This is a genomic window from Methylorubrum sp. Q1 (assembly GCF_004683995.1).
Classification (GTDB): Bacteria; Pseudomonadota; Alphaproteobacteria; order Rhizobiales; family Beijerinckiaceae; genus Methylobacterium.
Map to the genome: position 1 here is coordinate 24,477 of NZ_SRHQ01000004.1, position 14,311 is coordinate 38,787.

Here is a 14,311-nt window from a genome sequence, read left to right on the forward strand (position 1 = left end):
CGGCCGATGCCCCGCCCGCGATCGCGATCAGCCCGGCGCACTCTCCAGTCGGCGGTGCTCGCAGGCGATGCGCCGGACCGTACCGGTGTTCGAGCGGTAGACCACCGTCTCCGTCTCGATGAGGCCGGGGCTGAACCGCACGCCCGCGAGCAGGGCCCCCGTGGTCACACCGGTGGCTGCGACGATGACGTCGCCCCGGGCCATGTCGTGCATGTCGTATTTCCGGTTCGGGTCGGTGATGCCCATCTTGACCGCCCGCGCCCGTTTGTCGGCGGAATCGAGGATGAGCCGACCCTGCATCTGCCCGCCGATGCAGCGGAGCGCGCTGGCGGCGATCACGCCCTCCGGCGCGGCGCCGGTGCCCATGTAGATGTCGACGCCGGTCTCGTCGGGCTTGGTGCAATGGATGATCGCGGCGATGTCGCCATCCGAGATCAGGCGGATGCTGGCGCCGGTGTCGCGCACGGCGGCGATCAGGTCCATGTGGCGCGGACGGTCGAGAATGATCGCGGTGATGCCGGAGGTCTCCACGCCCTTGGCGCGGGCGAGCGAAGCGATGTTCCGGTCCGGGCTCCAATCGAGATCGACGGTGCCGGGCGGGTAGCCGGGGCCGATGGCGATCTTCTGCATGTACACGTCGGGGGCGGCGAGCAGTGAGCCGCGCTCGGCCAGCGCCATCACGGCGATGGCGCCCGGCATGTCCTTGGCGCAGAGCGTCGTGCCCTCCAGCGGATCGACCGCGATGTCCACGGACGGGCCGTTACCGGTGCCGACGGCCTCGCCGATGAACAGCATCGGCGCCTCGTCGCGCTCGCCCTCGCCGATCACCACGCGCCCCTCGATCGGCAGCACCATCAACTCGGCGCGCATCGCATCGACGGCGGCTTGGTCGGCCTCCTTCTCGCGGCCGTGGCCCCGCAGCCGGGCCGCGGCGATAGCCGCCGCCTCGGTCACCCTCACCAGTTCGAGGGTCAGGCCCCGTGCCGTGGGATCGCTGAAGATCCCGGAATTGGCCGCCGACATTGCCCTACGTTCCTTATCCCCGAGCGCATCGTCCCTGATATCGGATCCGGGGCGGTGCGCTCATCTCTTGTTGTTGCATCGTCTTTCTCCGAAAGCCGGTGGCCGCCTTTCGGGGTGATGCTCTAGCTTCTTGTTTTCGCATCATCTTTTTCCGAAAGCCGGAGGCCACCTTTCGGGACGATGCTCTAGGCCCTTGTCTTGACGCGGATTCTTTCGACGGACCGGTGACCGATTCGTCGGAATACGCTCTCGGCCGAGCCTGTTCCGGCCGGTTCCGATTGTTTCATCTCGCCCCGGCCGCTGCGAGGGCCATTCGGGACGAAGCGCCAAGTCAGCGCCCGGTCAGTGTCACGTCATGCCATCCCGTTCCTGTACGGGATGGCGCTTTCGGCGGGATCTCGTCGGAAAACGGCGGCGGACGTCTTGGCTCTCGTGCCTATTCGCGCTCGATACGGATCAATTGCGGCGCCTCGGCGAGCAGGCCATCGCGGTCGATGGCGGCCAGCGCCTCGCGGACATTGCCCTCGGTCGCGGCGTAAGTGATCAGCACGAGCGGCACCGGCTGGCCGGAGAGACCTTGCGGATCGCTGGAGGCGGCCTTGGCCGAACGGCGCTGGACGATGCTCTCGATCGAGATGTTGGCCTCCGCCATGCGGGTGGCGACGCCGGCCGCGACGCCGGTGCGGTCGTGCACGGTCAGCCGGATGTAGTAGCCGCCCTCGTGGCGCTGCATCTCGACCCGGCGCGGCGGCGCGAGTCCCGCGATCGGCTGGCCGAAGGTGGGGCGCACGATCCCGAGTGCCACATCGGTGATGTCGGCGACGACGGCCGAGGCCGTGGCCGCCCCGCCCGCGCCGGGGCCGATCAGGGTCAGTTCGCCGACCGCGTCGGCATCGACGGTGACGGCGTTGGTGACGCCCATGACCTGGGCGATGGCCGAGGCCTTGGCCACCATGGTCGGGTGGACCCGCTGCTCGATCCCCGCCTCCGTCGCCTGCGCGACGCCCAGAAGCTTGATGCGGTAGCCGAGTTCGTCGGCCATGGTGAGGTCGAGCGGCTGGATCGCCGAAATGCCCTCGACCGAGACGCCCTCGGCGTCGATCTCCACGCCGAAGGCGAGGCTGGTGAGGATGGCGAGCTTGTGGGCGGTGTCGAAGCCCTCGACGTCGAAGGTCGGGTCGGCCTCGGCGTAGCCGAGCGCCTGCGCGTCCTTGAGGCAGGCCTCGAAGGTCAGCCCCTCCGCCTCCATGCGGCTGAGGATGTAGTTGCAGGTGCCGTTGAGGATTCCGTAGACGCGGGAGATCGCGTTGCCGGAAAGCCCCTCGCGGATCGCCTTGATGACCGGGATGCCGCCCGCCACCGACGCCTCGTAGGCGAGCGCGACGCCGTTCGCTTCAGCCAAACGGGCGAGCGCCGCGCCGTGATGGGCGAGCAGCGCTTTGTTGGCGGTCACGACATGTTTGCCGGCACCGAGCGCCGCCTCGACCGCCGCCTTGGCCGGCCCTTCCGAGCCGCCGACGAGTTCGACGAACACGTCGATTTCGGGTGAGCGCGCGAGCGCGACGGGATCGTCGAACCAGTGCAGGCCCGACAGATCGACGCCGCGGTCGCGGGTCCGGTCACGGGCGGAGACGGCGGTGACGGTGATCGTGCGGCCGGTCGCGGCGGTGAGCGCCTCGGCGCGGCGGGCGATCATGTGCAGGACGGAAGCACCGACCGTGCCGAGCCCCGCAATGCCGAGGCGAAGGGTCTGCGTCATGGAAGTTCGCACCGTAATCGACGTTGGCACCGGACCTGTTCCGGATCGCCGCCCGACGGCCGCTGCTCGCTCGAAGGATCGCCTGAGCGGCGGTCCGGTGAGGGCGCGGAAGACAACCGGGACGGCGCGCACTTCTGCAACGATTTGGGGCGGGTGCGCAAGGAAACGGGACGGGAAGAGGTGGGGCGGGGTCTTTGGTGAGCCGCGTGCGCCGCTGAGGCCGGGGGTGCTGCGCGGGGGCCGGCTTGCCGAAGATTGGCCTCAAACCGGGGCTCTTCTCCTGCTCGGGGAGCCAACAACTTTCTAAAATTCCGTGAATGCTGCGCTTTCGGCGCCAAACCCCGCACTGGATCGGAAGGTGCGGGGATAGCGTCGTCGTTCCAGCGCCCGGCGATCCGCTCCGCGCGTTTCGCCCGGTTGGGGCCGCGCATGTAGGTCGCGCTCTCCCGGCTGCCGTCCGCCCACCCGAACCACGCGTTCAATTCGGCTTCCGTCGCGCCGCTCTCGGCTGCGCGGCGTGCTCCCGCCTTGCGAAGGCCGTGCGCCCGCCCCGGTACCCCGGCGGCGACGCATGCGTCCCGGAACCAGTTGCCGAAGCTCTCTTTCGTCATCGGCCGGCCGCGTTCGCCCGCGAGAAACGTGAGATCCCCCGTCGGGCTCGCGGCGATCGAATCGGCCAGAGGTGGCAGGATGCGGATCGTCACCTCCTGGCTGGTCTTCGCCGTGACGATGCGTGCAATGCCGTTGCGGACGTGTGGCCGACCGAGCCGCGCCGCAACGCCCCGGCGCAGGCCGGTGTAGAGCAGGATGTCGAGCGCAAGACGCTCGCGGGTGCCGACGGGCCAGTGCGCCTCGAAGCGCGCGACCTCTTCCTCGGTCCAGGTGTGGAAGCCGTTGCGGTCATTCGCCCCGCTCATCAGCTTCACGCCGCGCGTCGGGTCGGCCGGCACCATTTCCGCATCGACCGCCCAGGCGAACAGTCCCCGCATGGTCTTGAGCCAGTTATTGGCCCCGTGCGGCTTGGCCTTGCGACGGTCCATCCCGTCTTGGATGGCGCGACGGGTGATCGCGTCGGCGCGTTCCTGGCCGGCGATCTCGACCATGGCCTTGAGCAGACCGTGGCGCTGCGCGCGCGATGCAGCCGACAGCTCCTCGCTCCACTGCCGCGACGTCAGGTATCGCTCGACCAGCCACGCGACGGTGCCGACGGTGTTCGGCTTGGCCTGAGGCGCCGGCTGGCCGCGAACGGCCGCGTCGTAGGCCGCTTGGAAGGCGGGTGAGCCGTACTCGCCCCTGATGCGGATCCGCGGACCTTCGCCGCGGCGAACGTACCAGACGACCGTGCCGTGGCGGGTGGTCTCGCGATTGAGGTAGGGCGGGCGGGGGCGCGCCGTCGCCGTGAAGAGTCAGCGCAGGCCCGGCGGTCACGGTCGGCCGACGGTGGTGGCGACGCCGGCTACAACCCCGCCTTCTACGGTGGAGCCTACAGCGCTCAGTCGGATCACTCGGCTTCGTCGCACTGTTCTGGGTCGTTGTCTTCGGACAGTGGGTCGTCGTGCTCAGGCGGTGACGGCGGCGGCGGATGCGGCGGCGATCGAGATGGACCGCCTGCGGGCGAAGTACGATCCCCTGTTCGCTGCGCAGCAGACCTATCGCAGCAGCCTCGCCGAGCTGCGTCAGGCCCTGGCCGTCGGGGCGATTTCGGAGGCCGCCGACACCGCCGAACTCGACCGGCGGAAGGCCGCCTTCACGGAGCAGGTACGCGGGGCTCGGGCTGCAGGCTCACGAGTGGCAGCGGGAAGCCGGCCAAAGACGCTCGCGCCGATCTCTACATCGGGCCGAGCACGCGCATCAGCCCGGTGATGACAGCGCCGGGCGATCGCCCTCACGCTCGATCCGAGATCACCATCGGGCCGCTGACGACGTTCGCCCGAGAAACGCCGGAGGGAGGTGGTGCGAGCGCCATGCGTGGAGCGGGGCTCGCCGTAACGTGCCCCACCTGTGCGCTTCAGCCCTGCTGGCCTTGCTCCGACTTGGTCTGGCTCAGCGCGAAGAGCGCACCGAACGCGCCGCCCGCCGATCCAAGAACGCCTGCCAGTGCGACGGCAACGGCAGGAATCGGCGCAAGCTGCTGTGGCCACAGCAGCCAAAGAGCGCCGAGGGCGACGAGCCCACAGCACACGCCGCTCAGCAGTGCGATGACGACGCGACGTTTGACGAGAGGTTTGCTCATCCGTCGCATCTAGGGCGCGCTGGGATTTAATCGCGTTCTGACCGCCATCGTTGCCACCCGGCCGGACATCGGGCCCGCGCCGACCTGACACCGCCCAACATCGCAGGCCTACCCAGCCCCGCCGGCACCCGCCGCGCAGAAGAACGTGGCAGCGAGGCCTATACAACATATGTTTGTTTATGCGGCCTCGATCCTTCGGCAAATCCCCGCCGTTGGAGGCGCAGCATGGTCATCACCCATCCGACCACGGAGCCGGACGACAAGGGTTCCGGTGGGCCGCTTGAACGCGCCGTGACCGAAGCCGCCGACGGTCTGAAGGAGATCCGCGACGAAGGTCCGTCCGCCGAACCTGTCTACCCCACGCATGGGAGCGTCGAGGCGCACGAGGCGTGGGCCTTTGACTCGGCGTCCTACGAACGCGCCAGACTGCGCGGGATGCCCTTGATCGCGTCGCTGAGATCATGAGCGGGCAGGCGCAGCCGTCGTGATCCGTGCGGGTGACGTCGAGGCGAGCCGGTGCTCGCTGCCATTGCCGACCACTGCCCAGCCCCGCCCGGCTCAGCCGAGGCGGAGTTTTTCGTTTCTGGCCTACCGGACCGCGATCTCGCGCTCGCCAACGACGACTTTTGCCGGCTCGGTCGGGTGAAGCTCAACAATGCGCTTGATCCTGTAGCGGCGCAGCCGGTCCCACGCCGCGTCGCTGCCGGACATCAGGGCTCGGGCCAGCAGGTCTCGGCCACTTCCTGCCCGCCATCGCGGACGGCTGCGGCGCTGTCGTTGTTAATCTCGACGATTGGTGCGCATGCTCAGCCGCTCTGCGCCCGCGCCAGCAGGATCTCAGCCTGTGAGCCAGCGTGGGCCGGCTGAGGAGATATCGAGGATCGGCTCTCGGCTCACTTCGCACCAAGGTGTCGCCTCCGCATCATACTCCACGAGTTCGTAGTTTCGCCCGCAAGTCTGCCACCCTAGACAGGGAGCTTGGTTTGGCTCTGCATCCCACGGGAGTGCTGCTAAGCGGCGAAGCTCCATCATCGCCTCCTCGCGGGAGGAGAACTGTCCGATTGTCTCGGAATGCAATTCGTCCTCAATTGCGAACATCGCGTACCCCGTCATTCAACGCGGTCAGCCGCCAGCATCCGCTTCCGCACCTCGGCCATGCGGTCGTCAGCACGATCACCGCCAGCATTTCGCCCATCAGCAAGCCGGGCTTGCGTGCGCAGATCGGCAACAGGAAGTCGCCTTCGCCTTCGATAGCGCCCTTGGCCGTGTCGGGTCGGAAAGGGGGCGAACCGTCCTTGGGGTGAACCTATCGCGCAGAGGCTACCCTGGCCAAGATGTCTCCTGCCGGATTGCGCCACGCTCAAGACCACGACTCATCCCCCCGTTCTATGATCTGAAACGGGTGCGGGGAGCGCCGAACATATCCGTTGATCGTCAATAGGTGCCGTTAGGCTGGAAGCGGTGGTTAAGTAGTTGATTTGTTTATATTATTTGCGATCTGCCTCGGCGGCGCCACGCTCGAGCCGCAGGCTCCGGCCGCGCTGCCGGTCGCAACGCGATGGCGCCGCTGGGCGCGAATCTGAGGAGTTTCGACGATGAGGGGCATTCTCCTCGGGGGCGTGGTGGCGAGCGCCCTGGCGCTCGGCACGGCACCCGTCGCCCAGACACGGGACGGCATCGGTCCGGGCGGCGCTGCGGCGTGCTCGGCGGCCTTGCCGTCGGCCATGCGATCGCGGCCGCCAACGATCCCTATTATCCCGGCAAGCCGGTCTACCGCGCGCCCCCGCGGCCGGTCCATGTCGAAGGCCCGATCTGTCACTTCGAGCGCCGCGAGACCATCGACCCCTACGGCGACATCTACATCCGGCGTGTGCGCGTCTGCGAGTGAGACGGTTTCTCTCCTCTCCCTTGCGGGGAGGAGAGGATTTCAGCGCAGTTGCAGGCTGTCCACCACCTGCCGGAACAGGGGCAGCATCTGCTCGCGCTGGTCGGCGCGGGTGACGCCCACGGCGCGGATATAGCCGTCCGGGTTGAAGCGGATCGTCTGCGAGACCACCACCGGCTGGCTCGAGGGGATGTCGATGGCGCGCGCCACGATCTCGTGCCAATCGATGCCGTTCTGGCGATAGCTCTGAGAACGCTCGATGACGAAGTCCTTCATCGTCTGGTTGGCGTAGAGCGAGGCGCGGGCGAAGCCGTCGCGCTGCTCCTGGGGCGTCGCCTGCTGCACCGCCTGGGCGACCACGAGGATCGGCTGTTCCAGATTGGTGACCTGATCGCGCGGCCCGAGGGTCAGCAGCACGGAATTGCCGGCCAGCGCCCGCACCGGGCGGAAACCGGCGAGGTCGCCGATGCGGAAGGGCAGGGCGGCGATCTGCTGGTCGAGGGACAAGGCCCCGCGGATGCGCAGGCCCGTGAGCATGCCGCGCATCGACTCGTCGGTCTCGGCATCGACGGCGGCCTGGGCGATGATGATGCCGGTCACCTCCGTGGCACCGACGATGAGGAGCCACTTGCGCGCTGCGGGCATGCCCTGGCCGTCGGCGGGCGTCAGCTCACCGGTGAACAGCACGCCTTCGGCCCCGCCATCGAGCGTCACCGGCTCGCGGGTCTGGACGACGAGCCCCTGCGTCTTGAGGTTCTCGTCGGTGAAGCTCTGCTTGAGTTCCGGATAGGCGCCGGCCGGCAGTTCCACCACGGAGAGCATCGCCCCGCCGCCGAGCCGCTCGAAGCCGGTGAAGCGCTTCGAGATCGTCATGTCCGACGGGGGCTTGAAGCCGAACCGCGAACTCGGCGGAAAGATCGCGTCTTCGGCACGTGCCGGCGACACGGGGGCGGACACGGCCCCCGCCAGCACGGTCGCCGCAAGGACGGCGGCGGCGAGCCCGCGGGAGAACAGACGCAACGGCATCACAAGTCGTCTCCGAAGAGCCCTTCTCGGCTTGAGGCCCATCCGCGATGGGTCGTCCGCCGCGGATATCCTGTCAAGCGCGGCAGAACGCCGAAGAACAGCGAAGAAGGGGCAGGGATTATTTCCCGCGCCAGCGCCGCCATTGCCGCTCGATCCAGCGGGCGGATTTCTCCATCGGCACCTTGAGGCCGGGCACGTCCTGGGCCAGCAGCGCGAGGCCGAGCGGCAGCATCCACAGACCCAGCACCGGCAGGATCGAGAAGATGCCGCCGAGCATCAGCAGGATCGCGGCCAGCAGCCGCACCGGAAAGCGCGCCGGCTCCCGCAGCCATGCCAGCCCGCGCTGTACCCGCTCGGGAAGCCTCCGGCTGGCGCGGTCGACCCGCTCGTCCCAATCACGCGCCGTGACCGGGGCCGGAGCCTGCGGTGAGGTTGGCGTGGGTCGGGCCGGTTCGATGTCGCGCGCGTTCTCCATCCTCTCAGAATGACGGTGCGGGCCGAAAGGTTCGCCGATGCTCGTTCATTCGCCACGTTATCCGGTGATGAACAATCCGGCGATGGCCGCGCTGGTGAGGTTCGAGAGCGTGCCCGCCAGGATCGCCCGCAGGCCGAACCGGGCGATCTCGGGCCGGCGCTCGGGGGCGAGACTGGTGAAGCTCGCGAGCTGAATCGCCACCGAGGCGAGGTTGGCGAAGCCGCAGAGCGCGAAGCACAGGATCGCGCTCGTGCGCGGATCGAGGGGGCCGGCCTTCAGAATCGGCGAGAGGCTGGCATAGGCCAGGAACTCGTTGAAGGCGATCTTCTGGCCGATGGCCCCGCCGACGAGGGTCGCCTGCTCCCACGGCACGCCCAGCAACCAAGCCAGCGGGGCCAGCACGACGCCGAGAATGCCCTCGATCGAGAGTCCGGCGAACCCGAACACGCCGCCGGCCCAGCCGATGGCGGCGTTCACCAGCGCGATCAGCCCGACGAAGGCGATCAGCATGGCGCCGACCGCCACGGCGACGCCGAGGCCCTTCTGTGTGCCGTCGGCGGCGGCCTCGATCAGGTTGGCCGCCCGCGCCTCGCCGAACTCCACCCGCGTCGTGAGGATGCGCGTCGGCTCGGTCGAGGGCACGAGGATCTTGGCGTAGAGCAGCCCGCCGGGAATCGCCATGAACGAGGCGGCCAGCAGATACGGCATCGGCACGCCGAGCGCGGCGTATCCGGCGAGGATCGAGCCGGCGGTGGAGGCCGCCCCGCTCGTCATCACCGCGAACAGTTCGGCCCCGGTCAGCGCCAGGAGGAAGGGGCGCAGGGCCACGGCGATCTCGCTCTGCCCGATGAAGATGGTGACGACCGCCGAGAACGATTCGATCGGCGAGGTACCGAGCAGTTTTCGCAAACCGGCGCCGAGAAACCGGGCCAGCGCCTGCATCACCCCGAGATGGTAGAGCACGCCGATCAGCGCCGAGACGTAGAGGATCTGCGGCAGGACCCGCAGGGCCAGGATGAAGCCCGAGCCGCCGAACAGCTCGAACATCCGCGGCTCGACGAGGCCGCCGAACAGGAAGGCGGTGCCCCGGTCACCGAAGGAGAGCACGGTGGTGACGACATCCGCCACCGCGCCGAGCGCCCTCTGCCCGGCGGGCACGAACAGCATCAGCGCGCCGATCCCGACCTGAAGCGCCAGGGCAGCGAGCACCACCCGCGGCCGGATCGCCCGCCGGTTCACCGAGAACAGCCACGCCACGGCGAGCAGCAGGGCAACGCTCGCGCCGGCATGGAACAACCTGTCGAGCATTTTTTCGGACCGGGCGCGGAGAGGGGGGCTTTCCGGCGAATGCGCGAACCGGGCCAGGACCTCAAGGGAGTACGGCAAGGGAGTACGGCCGCGGCTCCGGATCAGGCGAAGCGCCAGACCGAGGATCGCTTGATCTCGGCATCCTCCAGCGCCCGCGTGACGGGCACGTCGTAGGTCACGAGCGGGATCAGCCGTTCGCGGGGCAGGTAGGAGCGGCCGGGATCGCCGATCAGGACCGTGCGTCCGCGCCCATGCAGGTCGCCGAGCCAGCCGCCGACCGCGGCGGCGAGGTCGCGCTCGTAGAAGATGTCGGCGGCCAGAACGCAGGCCGCATCCGTGCCGATCAGGTCGCTGCCGTCCGCGGTGATGCGGTCCGCCACGCCGTTGGCCGCGGCGTTGAGCGGGATCGCGTGGAGCGCGAAGGGATCGAGGTCGCTCGCGGTGACGTGGGCCGCCCCGGCCATCGCGGCGGCGATGGCGACGAGCCCGGAGCCCGAGGCGAAATCGACCACCTGCCGCCCCGCCACGGTCGCGGGGTTGTCGAGGATGTAGCGGGCGAGCGCTTGTCCCCCAGCCCAGGCGAAGGCCCAGAACGGCGGCGGCAGGCCGATCGCCTCCAACTCGTCCTCGGTCTTCTGCCACAGCGCGGTCGCCTCGTCGGCGACGTGCAGGACGATCTCGGGGGCGTGCGGGACGGTGCGCAACGCCGTGTGCTCGCGGATGAAGCGGGCGGGATCGCGAACCGGGGTCACGAGGCGAGAAGCTCCGCGTAGAGCCCCGCCACCGTCTCGGCGACGGCGGCTTCCGTATAGCCCCCTTCGAGGATGCGCGCCCGCGCCGCCGCGCCCATCCGCGCGACGAGCGCCGGATTGGCGGCGAGCCGCGTCAGCGCGGCGGCGAGCGCCGTGGCGTCGCCCGGCGGCACGAGCAGGCCCTCGACGCCGTCGCGCACGAGGTCGCGGCAGCCCGGCACGTCGCTGGTGAGGATCGCCCGGCCGCAGGAGGCCGCTTCCAGCAGCGTGCGCGGCAGCCCTTCGCCGCCGCGGGAGGGCAGGCAGCCGACATGGTGGGCGGCGAAGATGCCCGCCACATCCGCGGTCGGGCCGTGCCAGGTGATCCCGTCGCGCGACCAGTCCCGCAGGGTCGCCTCCGGAATTGCCCGGCGGTTCGACGGGTCGGGCGCGCCGTAGAGCGAGAGTTCCACCGCCGCGCCACCGGCGCGGGCCTGCCGCGCCGCCTCGACCGCGACGTCGATGCCCTTCGACCACAGCATCCGCGCGACGATCGCCACCTTCAGCGGGGTCGGCAGCGGCAGCGGGCGCGGCGCGAAGGCATCGGGATCGACGCCCGCGCCGCCAACCAGGGTCACGGCGGTGTCGGACGGGTCGAGGCCGAGCGCGCGGGCGTCGTCCGGGTTCTCGAACAGGAAGCGGGTCTGCCGGCTCGCGAGCGGACCGCGGATCAGCCCTTTCAGCGCCAGCCGCGACAGCCGCCCGGTCGCGTCCGCGCGGGCGCCGAGCAGGCCGAGGCCGGTCAGCGCGAAGACGCGGCGCGGGATGCCGGCCATCGCCGCGGCCGTGCCGCCGACGAGAATGCCGCGGAGCGCCACGCAATGGACGATATCGGCCTCGAGCGCCTTCAGGATGCCCGCGAGCTGGCCCGCGGCGTAGCCCGCCGCCATCGGGTTGAGGCTGGAGCGCTCGGCTTCCAAGGGCACGACGCGGATGCCGGCGGCCTCGATCACGGCGCGGTGCGCGCGCACCCGCGTCACCACCGCGACCGAGAGTCCCATCTGCCGGGCGGCGCGCGCCATCGGCAGGAAGTGCGAGGCGAAGAACCAGTCCTCGGTGACGACGAAGACGAGGCTTTTGCCGGCGTAAGAGGCTGTTGAGGCGGTCATCGTGGGTGGCCATAGCACGGGGCCCGCTCCGGAACAGCGCCGCCGTCCGCCCCGTTGTCGCCCTACGAATGAGGGAGGGCGTGATGCTATCGGAGGAGGCCGGAGCCGGCGTGGTCGATCCCCGCGAGGCCGCGCGGGATGCGGGCCTGCGCTACGTGGACGATTCCAAGCCCGGCCTGCGGCGCAAGCGCAACGGCAAGGGCTTCCGCTACATCGACTCGAAGGGCGCCCCGGTCCGCAACGCGGAGGAGATCGCCCGGCTCAAAAGCCTTGCGATCCCGCCGGCCTACACGGAGGTGTGGATCTGCCCGCACCCGAACGGCCATATCCAGGCGACCGGGCGCGACGAGAAGGGGCGCAAGCAGTACCGCTACCATCCGCGCTTTCGCGAGGCGCGCGAGGCCTCGAAGTTCCACCGCATCATGGCCTTCGCCGAGGCGCTGCCAGGCATCCGCGCGCGGATCGACGCCGATATGGGCAAGCGTGGCCTGCCCCGCGAAAAGGTGCTCGCCACCGTGGTCCACCTCCTGGAGACCACGCTGATCCGCGTCGGCAACGACGATTACGCCCGCTCCAACAAGAGCTACGGCCTCACCACCCTGCGCGATCCGCACGTGAAGGTGGCCGGCTCCGAGATGCGCTTCCGCTTCAAGGGCAAGAGCGGCAAGGAATGGTCGGTCTCGGTGCGCGACCGGCGCGTGGCCAAGATCGTCAAGGCCTGCCAGGACCTGCCCGGCCAGGAGCTGTTCCAGTATCTCGACGGGGAGGGCGAGCGGCGCGACGTCACCTCCTCGGACGTGAACGCCTACCTGCGCGAGATCACGGGCGAGGATTTCACGGCAAAAGATTTCCGCACCTGGGCCGGCACGGTGCTGGCGGCTCTGGCGCTGCGGGAGTTCGAGACGTTCGACAACGCGGCCAAGGCCAAGAAGAACCTGCGCGCGGCGATCGAGTCGGTGTCGTCCCGGCTCGGCAACACGCCGACCATCTGCCGCAAGTGCTACATCCACCCGCAGATCCTCGACTGCTATCTCGAAGGCGGGATGCTGCTGCAGGTGAAGGAGGCGGTCGAGGGCGAACTCAAGAACGACCTCGGCGCGCTGCGCCCGGAGGAGGCGGCGGTGCTCAGCCTGCTTCGGGCCCGGCTGGAACGGGCGACGAAGGCGGCTTCCAAGGGCACGAAGATCGAGAGCACGACAAAGATCGAGCCGCCGCGTCAGACCGGAGGCCGCAAGGCGAGGGCGACCGGCACGACGCGTACGTCCGGAGGCAGACGGGCAGCGTGAGACGCCCTCAGACGCCGGTCAGCTGCCGCTCTGGACGATGGCGCCGTACCAGCCGAGCCCGCGATAGGTCTCGTAGCCCGGCGTTCTGTGAAACGCGGTGACGCTGCCGGACCGGGCATCGCGGACGATGCCGCATTCCTGCCCGTTCAGGTCCACGGCGAGCGTTTCGGTGAGCGAGCCCCTGCCGTCGGAAGCGGCGAGGATGCGCCGTTGCGCATCCACGAGCACCACGCGGGTGCGCGCCCGGTCCTCCCGGGCGATCCGCACGCCTTCGACGATCGATTTCGCCTGGGCTTCCCAATCGAAGTGGATGGCGAGGACGCCGCAGGCCGGAGCGCCGTTCGTCTCGTAGATCCCGGCGGCATAGGTCGCGACCTGTGCGCCGCCGAGCTGCGCCTCACGCCGGACCTCGCCGGGAACGTAGTCGTCGCTGCCCGGCAAGCGGATCGCTTCCCGGAACCAGGGTTCGCTCGCGACGCTGCGTCCGCGCAGGTTCGGGTAGCGCTCGGGTCGGCCGTTGGCGAGGACGGTGCCGTCACGGCCACACAGCCAGAGATCGAGATAGACCGTGTAGGCCGAGAGGATCACCCCGAGCCGCTTGGAGGCATGGTCGGCGGTCTCCGAACCGCCGCCCCGGTCCGGCCGCGCGGCGCAGGCGACCACCGCCGGATCGGTGGCCCACCAGCGCACGTCGCAGGTTCGCTCGTAGAGGTTGCGGTCGATCAGCTCGATGGCGTTGAGGGAGAGATCGACCAAGCGCTCTCCTTGCGCCTTCGCCGTCATCACGTCGACGCCCTGCTGCAACTCGGTGATCCGCGCGGTCAGGCCGGTTTCCAGTTCCCGCGCCAACGCCTCGATCTCGGCACCGATTCCGCGCACCTCCTGCGCCACCACCGAGAAGCCGCGCCCGTGCTCACCGGCGCGGGCAGCCTCGATCAAGGCGTTGAGGGCCAGCATCTTCGCCTGAGCGGTGATCTGCCGGATGCGTCCGACCCGGTCCTGGGCGATGCGGCCGACTTCCCGGGTCAGGTCGGCGATGGTCTTCGGCTCGGGATCCGGCTGTTGCCCGGCTTCGGCTTGGGACGAGGAAGGAACCAATGCTGGTGCCGGCATGGCGATAACCCGGTTTGCGTGCAAGCCGGATTATCGGCAGCAGGATTAACATAGATCTAAATAATGACGCGCAGCGCCGTCCAAGCCGAGACATCGGAGAGAAATCAGCGCGTTGGCACGCCGGCTGACCTGTCTAGGGTTCGGGGTTGGCAATGGCCGATCCCGGCGCCGTCAGTCCACACGAGGGATGGGCGCGCAGAACCAGCGTCGTCGAAGACCGGTTGACGGATGAATCGCCGCGGCCGTCCGTACGGCACAGAAGCCGCGGCCGGGCGAACCGCGGTGACGCCACGGTCAGGAAGG

Annotated in this window: 16 protein-coding genes; 5 read left to right on the forward strand and 11 right to left on the reverse strand. The window is 69.4% G+C overall.

Translation table 11 applies throughout. The features are described 5' to 3' along the window. Nucleotides 1-27: 27 nt before the first annotated feature. The 3 genes from glpX to E4V01_RS05365 all read right to left on the reverse strand — a co-directional run bounded on the left by glpX (nt 28) and on the right by E4V01_RS05365 (nt 3,885). On the reverse strand, nt 28-1,023 hold the full coding sequence (glpX, locus tag E4V01_RS05355) for a class II fructose-bisphosphatase (protein ID WP_060769553.1): 996 nt from the start codon (nt 1,021-1,023) through the stop codon (nt 28-30). A gap of 436 nt (nt 1,024-1,459) precedes the next feature. After that, the gene (locus E4V01_RS05360) at nt 1,460-2,782 is read right to left on the reverse strand and encodes a homoserine dehydrogenase (protein ID WP_135297638.1); all 1,323 of its coding nucleotides are present in this window, start codon (nt 2,780-2,782) and stop codon (nt 1,460-1,462) included. After that, nucleotides 2,779-3,885: a tyrosine-type recombinase/integrase gene (locus tag E4V01_RS05365; RefSeq protein ID WP_245517427.1), complete on the reverse strand. Its 1,107-nt coding sequence runs from the start codon at nt 3,883-3,885 to the stop codon at nt 2,779-2,781. Before E4V01_RS05365 ends, E4V01_RS05360 begins: the two co-directional genes overlap by 4 nt. Here E4V01_RS05365 and E4V01_RS26520 point away from each other — a divergent pair. Together E4V01_RS26520 and E4V01_RS05370 are read left to right on the forward strand one after the other, a co-directional pair. Further along, nucleotides 3,884-4,009, forward strand: a complete 126-nt coding sequence (locus E4V01_RS26520) for a hypothetical protein (protein WP_256371240.1) — start codon at nt 3,884-3,886, stop codon at nt 4,007-4,009. The genes E4V01_RS05365 and E4V01_RS26520 overlap by 2 nt on opposite strands. 318 nt (nt 4,010-4,327) lie before the next feature. Then, a complete protein-coding gene (locus E4V01_RS05370) occupies nt 4,328-4,645 on the forward strand; it encodes a hypothetical protein (RefSeq protein ID WP_135297640.1) in 318 nt (105 codons plus the stop codon). A gap of 145 nt (nt 4,646-4,790) precedes the next feature. Here E4V01_RS05370 and E4V01_RS05375 read toward each other — a convergent pair whose 3' ends face one another. Next, complete coding sequence (locus tag E4V01_RS05375; RefSeq protein ID WP_060769556.1) at nt 4,791-5,015, reverse strand: hypothetical protein; 225 nt, start codon at nt 5,013-5,015, stop codon at nt 4,791-4,793. A 225-nt stretch (nt 5,016-5,240) separates the two neighbouring features. On the opposite strand from E4V01_RS05375, the gene E4V01_RS05380 reads away from it, so the two are divergent. After that, nucleotides 5,241-5,480, forward strand: a complete 240-nt coding sequence (locus E4V01_RS05380) for a hypothetical protein (RefSeq protein WP_135297641.1) — start codon at nt 5,241-5,243, stop codon at nt 5,478-5,480. 123 nt (nt 5,481-5,603) lie between these two features. Here E4V01_RS05380 and E4V01_RS26525 read toward each other — a convergent pair whose 3' ends face one another. Continuing rightward, on the reverse strand, nt 5,604-5,726 hold the full coding sequence (locus E4V01_RS26525) for a hypothetical protein (protein WP_256371241.1): 123 nt from the start codon (nt 5,724-5,726) through the stop codon (nt 5,604-5,606). Nucleotides 5,727-6,714: 988 nt separating this feature from the next. Between E4V01_RS26525 and E4V01_RS26100 the strand changes: the two genes are divergently transcribed. After that, the gene (locus E4V01_RS26100; RefSeq protein ID WP_245517429.1) at nt 6,715-6,903 is read left to right on the forward strand and encodes a hypothetical protein; all 189 of its coding nucleotides are present in this window, start codon (nt 6,715-6,717) and stop codon (nt 6,901-6,903) included. A gap of 39 nt (nt 6,904-6,942) precedes the next feature. Here the strand turns inward: E4V01_RS26100 and E4V01_RS05395 are convergent, their stop codons facing one another. From E4V01_RS05395 to E4V01_RS05415, 5 genes are all read right to left on the reverse strand, one after another. Then, nucleotides 6,943-7,926, reverse strand: a complete 984-nt coding sequence (locus tag E4V01_RS05395; protein WP_135297642.1) for a hypothetical protein — start codon at nt 7,924-7,926, stop codon at nt 6,943-6,945. Nucleotides 7,927-8,044: 118 nt separating this feature from the next. Then, nucleotides 8,045-8,401: a hypothetical protein gene (locus E4V01_RS05400; protein ID WP_135297643.1), complete on the reverse strand. Its 357-nt coding sequence runs from the start codon at nt 8,399-8,401 to the stop codon at nt 8,045-8,047. 57 nt (nt 8,402-8,458) lie between these two features. Then, the gene (locus E4V01_RS05405) at nt 8,459-9,709 is read right to left on the reverse strand and encodes a NupC/NupG family nucleoside CNT transporter (protein ID WP_135297644.1); all 1,251 of its coding nucleotides are present in this window, start codon (nt 9,707-9,709) and stop codon (nt 8,459-8,461) included. A gap of 101 nt (nt 9,710-9,810) precedes the next feature. Next, on the reverse strand, nt 9,811-10,461 hold the full coding sequence (locus E4V01_RS05410; protein ID WP_135297645.1) for a methyltransferase: 651 nt from the start codon (nt 10,459-10,461) through the stop codon (nt 9,811-9,813). Next, the gene (locus E4V01_RS05415) at nt 10,458-11,609 is read right to left on the reverse strand and encodes a glycosyltransferase (protein ID WP_135297646.1); all 1,152 of its coding nucleotides are present in this window, start codon (nt 11,607-11,609) and stop codon (nt 10,458-10,460) included. Before E4V01_RS05415 ends, E4V01_RS05410 begins: the two co-directional genes overlap by 4 nt. Before the next feature lie 83 nt (nt 11,610-11,692). Here E4V01_RS05415 and E4V01_RS05420 point away from each other — a divergent pair, with 83 nt between their 5' ends. Continuing rightward, nucleotides 11,693-12,895: a DNA topoisomerase IB gene (locus E4V01_RS05420; RefSeq protein ID WP_135297647.1), complete on the forward strand. Its 1,203-nt coding sequence runs from the start codon at nt 11,693-11,695 to the stop codon at nt 12,893-12,895. Between the two features lie 18 nt (nt 12,896-12,913). Here the strand turns inward: E4V01_RS05420 and E4V01_RS26530 are convergent, their stop codons facing one another. Next, nucleotides 12,914-14,008 (reverse strand): methyl-accepting chemotaxis protein, encoded by a 1,095-nt coding sequence (locus E4V01_RS26530; protein ID WP_135297648.1) that lies wholly within the window; start codon nt 14,006-14,008, stop codon nt 12,914-12,916. Between the last annotated feature and the right edge of the window lie 303 nt (nt 14,009-14,311).

Bases quoted from the DNA above. Each gene is read 5' to 3' on its own strand.
- glpX (WP_060769553.1), bottom strand. From the start codon at position 1,023: ATGTCGGCGGCCAATTCCGGGATCTTCAGCGATCCCACGGCACGGGGC.
- E4V01_RS05360 (WP_135297638.1), bottom strand. From the start codon at position 2,782: ATGACGCAGACCCTTCGCCTCGGCATTGCGGGGCTCGGCACGGTCGGT.
- E4V01_RS26520 (WP_256371240.1), top strand. From the start codon at position 3,884: ATGGCCTTGAGCAGACCGTGGCGCTGCGCGCGCGATGCAGCCGACAGC.
- E4V01_RS05365 (WP_245517427.1), bottom strand. From the start codon at position 3,885: ATGGTCGAGATCGCCGGCCAGGAACGCGCCGACGCGATCACCCGTCGC.
- E4V01_RS05375 (WP_060769556.1), bottom strand. From the start codon at position 5,015: ATGAGCAAACCTCTCGTCAAACGTCGCGTCGTCATCGCACTGCTGAGC.
- E4V01_RS05380 (WP_135297641.1), top strand. From the start codon at position 5,241: ATGGTCATCACCCATCCGACCACGGAGCCGGACGACAAGGGTTCCGGT.
- E4V01_RS26525 (WP_256371241.1), bottom strand. From the start codon at position 5,726: ATGTCCGGCAGCGACGCGGCGTGGGACCGGCTGCGCCGCTACAGGATC.
- E4V01_RS05395 (WP_135297642.1), bottom strand. From the start codon at position 7,926: ATGCCGTTGCGTCTGTTCTCCCGCGGGCTCGCCGCCGCCGTCCTTGCG.
- E4V01_RS05400 (WP_135297643.1), bottom strand. From the start codon at position 8,401: ATGGAGAACGCGCGCGACATCGAACCGGCCCGACCCACGCCAACCTCA.
- E4V01_RS05405 (WP_135297644.1), bottom strand. From the start codon at position 9,709: ATGCTCGACAGGTTGTTCCATGCCGGCGCGAGCGTTGCCCTGCTGCTC.
- E4V01_RS05415 (WP_135297646.1), bottom strand. From the start codon at position 11,609: ATGACCGCCTCAACAGCCTCTTACGCCGGCAAAAGCCTCGTCTTCGTC.
- E4V01_RS05420 (WP_135297647.1), top strand. From the start codon at position 11,693: ATGCTATCGGAGGAGGCCGGAGCCGGCGTGGTCGATCCCCGCGAGGCC.
- E4V01_RS26530 (WP_135297648.1), bottom strand. From the start codon at position 14,008: ATGCCGGCACCAGCATTGGTTCCTTCCTCGTCCCAAGCCGAAGCCGGG.